The sequence below is a fragment of the Mesorhizobium sp. M7A.F.Ca.CA.004.06.1.1 genome (genome assembly GCF_003999135.1).
Taxonomy (GTDB): Bacteria; Pseudomonadota; Alphaproteobacteria; order Rhizobiales; family Rhizobiaceae; genus Mesorhizobium.
In genome coordinates this window covers 1-5,066 of record NZ_RZPQ01000425.1, presented here as the reverse complement: position 1 = coordinate 5,066, position 5,066 = coordinate 1, and the positions used below count along the sequence as shown (strand labels likewise).

Below are 5,066 nucleotides of genomic sequence, written 5' to 3'. Positions count from 1 at the left end.
CTATCCGACCGTCGGCCTCACCGACCGGACCTGGCCTTCGAAGGTGATCGACAAGGCGCCGATCTGGTGCTCGGTTGACTTGCGCGACGGCAACCAGGCGCTGATCGATCCGATGGGCCATGAGCGCAAGGCACGCATGTTCGGCCTGCTGCTCGACATGGGCTTCAAGGAGATCGAGATCGGCTTCCCGTCGGCCTCGCAGACCGATTTCGACTTTGCCCGCTGGTGCATCGAGGAAGGCGACGTGCCCGCCGATGTCTCGCTGCAGGTGCTGGTGCAGTGCCGGCCGGAGCTGATCACCCGCACCTTCGAGGCGCTGAAGGGCGCCACCAACCCGATCGTCCATTTCTACAATTCGACCAGCGAGCTGCAGCGTCGCGTCGTCTTCGAAAAAGACGTCGGCGGCATCAAGCGCATCGCCACCGACGCCGCCAAGATGATCACCGACATGGCGGCCAAGGCCGGCGGAGGCTTTCGTTTCGAGTATTCGCCGGAAAGCTTTACCGGCACCGAACTCGAAGTGGCGCTGGAGATCTGCAACGCCGTCACCGAGATCGTCAGGCCGACGGCGGACAACAAGCTGATCGTCAACCTGCCCTCGACGGTCGAGATGTCGACCCCCAACATCTATGCCGACCGCATCGAGTGGATGTGCCGCAACCTCGACAACCGGGAAAACCTGCTGGTCTCGCTGCATCCGCACAATGACCGCGGCACCGGCATAGCCACCACCGAGCTCGGCCTGATGGCCGGCGCCGACCGCGTCGAAGGCACGCTGTTCGGCAATGGCGAGCGCACCGGCAATGTCGACATCGTCACGCTGGCGCTGAACATGTACACGCAAGGTGTCGATCCCTTGATCGATTGCTCCGACATCAACCGGATGAAGGACGTCTACGAATATTCGAACCAGTTGAAGATCCCCGAGCGCCATCCCTATGTCGGCGAACTCGTCTACACCGCCTTTTCCGGTTCGCACCAGGATGCCATCAACAAGGGCATGAAGGCGCTGAAGAAGGCCAATACGAGCCTGTGGGAAGTGCCCTATCTGCCGATCGACCCGGCCGATGTCGGACGCAGCTACGAAGCCATCATCCGCATCAATTCGCAGTCCGGCAAGGGCGGCATCGCCTATGTGCTGCAGGCAGATTACGGCCTCAACCTGCCGCGCAATCTGCAGATCGAGTTCAGCCAGGAAATCCAGGCGATCACCGATGCCGAGGGCAAGGAAGTGCCGGCCAGGCGCATCTACGAGCGCTTTATCGAGACCTATGTCGACCAGCCCGGCGCGCGGCTGAAATTCCTCGATCACCACACCTATCCCAGCACCGAGATCAAGGGCCGGCGCGTCGTCGAGGCGGTCATCCTCGACAACGGCAAGGAAGTGACGATTACAGGCACGGGTACCGGCCCGATCGATGGCTTCGTCAATGCGCTGTCGCTCCATGTCGGTGTCGAGATGTCGGTGCTCGACTATTCCGAGCACTCGATGCAGCGCGGCTCGAACGCGTCGGCCATTTCCTATGTCGAGATGGAATATCCCCAGGGCAAGCTGTTCGGCGCCGGCATCAACACCAACATCGTCGCTGCCTCGCTGGAAGCAGTGATGTCTGCCGCGAACCGTATCGTCGGTTAAAAAGCCGGCTGACGCCCGGCGGGAACAAAGATCGGAACCGTCCCAATCTGGTGATCGGTTCCGATCTTTCGGGCCATTAACCACCGCGGAATTATCCGGTGGGTACGTGATCGCATAACGGGGTGTATACTTGTGTGGTGGTGCGGGACCTATATGATCGCGCCTCAACCTGTGCCGACTTCGAGAGGATCGACACTTGCAGCATGCCACGCCTGCCGCCCCCGCAGTGCGCGAGACACTGGAGCGACTGCTTGCCAGCCAAACGTTCGGCCGATCCGAACGCGCGCGCAAGCTGCTGCGTTATCTTGTCGAACGTGAACAGGCCGGCGAAGCCGACAGGCTCAAGGGCTTTTCCATTGCCATGGATGTTTTCGGCAAGGACGGCGACTTCGATCCGTCCACCGATGCCGTGGTGCGTGTGCAGGCAGGCAGGCTGCGCGAGCTTCTGCAGCACTATTTTGCCAATGAGGGAATTGCCGAGCCGGTCCGCATCGCCATTCCGCGCGGCGGCTATGTTCCTGCCTATGAATTGAACGCGATCCGCCTGCCGGATATTGCCGAGTCTGTTCCCGAACTCAGGCTGGACGGCGCCGCATCCACCGATCGGTCAAACGAAGCCGGCACGGGCATGCTGGAGGCGATGTCTCTGGCTTCCGTACCGTCTTCGCCTGCCCCCTCGGTGGCGCGCCATCTCCGCTTTTTCTGGATGGCGATCGCCTTGGTCATCGCCATGCTGGGCGTACTGATCCTTCGCCAGGGCAGCACTGCCTTGCTGGCAGGCGGCGACATCTCGGCAATGCCGGAGATCGCTGGCGCAACTGCAAGCATCACGGCATCGGCAAGGGCTGACGCTCTGCCGCAAGTCTATATCGGACTCAAGGCTGACGGCCCCGACGCCAGCCGTGTCGCCGCATCGCTGCGCGCCGGCCTGAGTGGCTTCGATACGATTGACTTCATCGGCCGCGACACCGTCGGCGATCCGGCCGACGACGCGACGAGCTTCATATTCGACGTCCTATCTGGACCGGACGCGGGCGACATCACCATAGAACTGCAAAGCATGGCGTCCGGACGGGTGCTTCTATCGCGCAATCTCACCCCCGCCGACAGCGCACCTGCAGCGGTCGAAGACCGTATCGCCGATATGCTTAGCTCGGCACTCCCCGCCTCCGGCACCATCTACAACTATATCGAGCAGACCGGCACGCCAAACGGTCTGACGCAATGCCTGCTGCTCAACGGCAAATATTACCTCGACCAGAACGCCAGGACCCATGAGGCAGCCTACCGATGCCTCGAGAAGCTGGCCAATGGTGGAACCAAGTCCTCGCTCGTCTATTCGGAGCTTGCTTCCCTGCATCTCGAGGCGGTGTCCGATCATTACGCCTATCCGCCCAATGCGACGATTGAGACAGCCGTCGAGTTTGCCCATCGCGGCGTGCAGATGGGTCCGACCAGCCCTTATGCGCATCGCTCCTACGGCTATGTCAGTTCGCGCCTCGGCAATACGGACGAAGCGATCCGCTGGATGCGCAAGGCCTATGAACTCAACCCCTACGATCTCGGCATGGCCGCCGCTTACGGCTACGGGCTGATCTTCGCCGGACGATATGCTGAAGGAACGCCGATCCTCGATCATGCGGTGGAGACCTTCAGCGGGCACCCGACATGGTGGGATTACGGGCTGTTCGTCGGTGAGTTCATGCTCGGCGACATGAACAAGGCGGTCGCGGCCAGCATGGCATTGAGAACGACGGCAACGAAATCACACTATCTGGCGGCGCGGCTGGTCGGCGCCAAGGCTGCCGGACAGGATCATCTGGTGAGCACGCTGCTGAAACAACTGACCACCGAGTTCCCCAAATTTGCCGCCGATCCGCGGGCGACTTTCGTCGAGCGGAAATATCCGGCCGACCTGACCGACCGGCTGGTCCAGGCACTCCGCGCTGCCGGGCTCGGCAGCCCAAGCTGACACCATCGACGTCCGCGCACTGGCTGCGCCGCGTCCCGATGGATTTCCTGCGCTCCATCGCAGATTGCCGATTGGTCGCCAGGTTCTGTACACAACCGTACAAATCGCGAAAATTTTACTGGTCATCACGTTGGACTAGGAGCAATTCAGCCACCATTGGGTGTCGCGCATTCTGCAATAACAAAAAATCAGCTTTCATGACCGCATCACTTTTTGCCGCCGAAGAGGGTGTTGGCTCGAAGGCCATCGTCCTGCTGCACGGTTTCGGCGGCTGCCATGATGTATGGCACGAGGTGATTTCCGCCCTGACGCCTTCCACGCATACGCTGGCCTATGATCTGCCTGGGCACGGGTTGTCGCTCGATTTTCCCGCCGCCGGTCCCGCCAGGGTGGCAGCCAAGGCCGTGCTCGCCGATCTCTCGGAGCGCCGCCTGAAGCGCGTTCATCTCGTGGGCCACTCGATGGGCGGTGCCGTGGCGGCGCTGATGGCGCTGGCCGAGCCCGAAAAGATAGCCTCGCTGACGCTTCTGGCGCCGGGCGGCCTTGGCCCCGAAATCAATGGACCGCTGTTGCGCCGCTATGCCGAAGCCGCGGATCGGTCCGAGATCCGCTCCTGCCTCGCCGTCATGTCGGGACCATCAGCCCCGCCGCTCGAACATACGGTGGACACCCTTTGGGAAATGCGCAGGCGACCCGGCCAACTCGAAAAGCTCGTCGAGATCGCAGCCGCCATGACCGTGGACGGTCGGCAAGGCGTCATCCCGCACGATCGCCTCGATGGACTGAACATGCCGGTGATGGTGGCATGGGGAATCAGCGATGCGGTGCTGCCCTTTACCCAGGCGGATGACCTGCCGGCGCATTTTCACGTGCACCACGTGCTGGAGGCCGGCCATATGCTGGCTGAGGAAGCCCCCGACCTTGTTGCCGAGATCATTCGCCGCAACACCAATCGTCGCGCCAGGCCACACCGCCAGAAATTCGCCGCCGCAGCCAGCTGACCTTTTTCGCGCACGACAACCTTCCTGGACACCCCGGGGCCGTCGATCTCGCCAGTGCATTTTGCCGGCGGCTGTGTTAACCCGGTGTTAACCAAACCTACGAGGCGGACGCCGATGAAGGAAGCAGGCGAGAAGACCATCGACCAGTCCAAGAAACTGTCCGATGCCATCCGTGATGTCAAAAATGCCTTCGCCGACCGCGACGACGTCGTCGTCGACATGCGCGAGGCGCATCGCATGCGTCTCGATCTGCTCGCCGCCGAACTGGCACCGGTTTTTGCCGATGTTCCGGCCGATATGGACAATTTCGACTTTGTCGTCTCGTCCGGCTTGCAGCCGCGCCTGTGGATCGACGCCATCAGCCATGTCGCCATGGGGCGCGACCGCCGGACCTATCGCTTCCTCAAGGACACCCGTATCGGCCGGGTGGTGCTTGCCGAATCCACCGAGATGAAGC

General features: G+C 61.9%; 3 protein-coding genes and 1 pseudogene. All 4 read left to right on the top strand.

Annotated elements, in window-relative coordinates:
- Window positions 1–1,636, top strand: a 1,636-nt coding sequence (gene leuA / locus EN906_RS22425) for a 2-isopropylmalate synthase (RefSeq protein ID WP_127375378.1), incomplete at its 5' end; no start/stop codon positions are given.
- A gap of 196 nt (window positions 1,637–1,832) precedes the next feature.
- Window positions 1,833–3,608 carry a hypothetical protein gene (locus tag EN906_RS22420; protein WP_127267381.1) on the top strand — a complete coding sequence of 592 codons (1,776 nt, stop codon included), beginning with the start codon at window positions 1,833–1,835 and terminating at the stop codon, window positions 3,606–3,608.
- 197 nt (window positions 3,609–3,805) lie between these two features.
- A complete protein-coding gene (locus tag EN906_RS22415; protein ID WP_127267384.1) occupies window positions 3,806–4,609 on the top strand; it encodes an alpha/beta fold hydrolase in 804 nt (267 codons plus the stop codon).
- A gap of 114 nt (window positions 4,610–4,723) precedes the next feature.
- Window positions 4,724–5,066 (top strand): annotated as a pseudogene (locus tag EN906_RS22410) (hypothetical protein); the annotation flags it as partial.

Coding starts and splice junctions, on each gene's coding strand:
- EN906_RS22415 (WP_127267384.1), top strand. CDS start 3,806: ATGACCGCATCACTTTTTGCCGCCGAAGAGGGTGTTGGCTCGAAGGCC.